The 931-nt window shown below is 62.6% G+C and carries 1 protein-coding gene; it reads right to left on the reverse strand.

Annotated features, from left to right (window positions below; genetic code table 11):
• A partial coding sequence (locus AXK12_RS09275) for a hypothetical protein (RefSeq protein WP_197456991.1) occupies positions 1-931 on the reverse strand: 931 nt, incomplete at both ends.

Genomic DNA, 931 nt, shown 5'->3' on the forward strand with positions numbered 1-931 from the left:
TAAAAACGCGCGAAACTTCTCCAGCCACGCACGCACCGATTGCGGAATAGGCACATACCAGCTTTCGGACTTACCCACGAAGTACGCCTGCGCTTGCCCGCTAAACCACTCCACCAGCTCCGGTTGCGACCACTGCGGTAACTCGCTATCGGGGGCATCGAGCACTTGCCCCGCTTCCAGCTCCGCACGCCAACGCGAGATAATCCCCAAGTCCAGCTCGCCGCGCTCAAGCCCTAGCTTGATGTAGGTCTCCGCAGATTCCTCTACCACGGTTAGCGGGTCAGCCCCCTCGTGCAGCCGATTGATGAACTCATAAACCGCCTGCGGCCCACTCTTTACCCGCACGCTCTCGCCGAGCACCTGCGTATCGGCCAAGCTCGAACCCTCCGGCAAGTTACCCAGTTCGCGCGCGATTCGCACCGCCTCCCGTGCATCCCTCTCGCTGATCTGCCCGCGCTCTACCTGCTCGGCCAAGGTCACCGTCTCGCCCGTCTGCTGCCGCTCAAAAGGCCGCGTAACCGTACGAGCCTCCAAGAACGAAACCATGTCCTCCACCGCGCGTAACCGCTCCTCGCGCGCCGTCTGCTGTTCGAGCTCCGCCTTGCGCTCTTTCGCCGCCTTAATTGCCGCCGACATGTGCGCTATCCCACGCGCCTGCTGTATCTGCACTAAGGCCCGCAAGTCCTCCGACTGGCTCAAATCTAGCCGAATCGGTGCCCCCACCGTGCCTTTCCCGTCCGCGCCGCGCTCCTCAAGCAACACCTCGCGACCACTCACCCCAGCCAAACTAAGTTGCCAACGATTGCCAATTTCGCCATCCAGCGGCACAAAAACCGCCTCGCGCACCGCCTTGTTATACGCCGCTTGCGCCGCTGCGTCTCCATTAGCCGCCGCGATCAACTGCTCGCCCTGCTCAGGCGACGCGGAGAGT

The organism is Cephaloticoccus capnophilus (assembly GCF_001580045.1).
In the GTDB taxonomy this organism is placed as follows: domain Bacteria; phylum Verrucomicrobiota; class Verrucomicrobiia; order Opitutales; family Opitutaceae; genus Cephaloticoccus; species Cephaloticoccus capnophilus.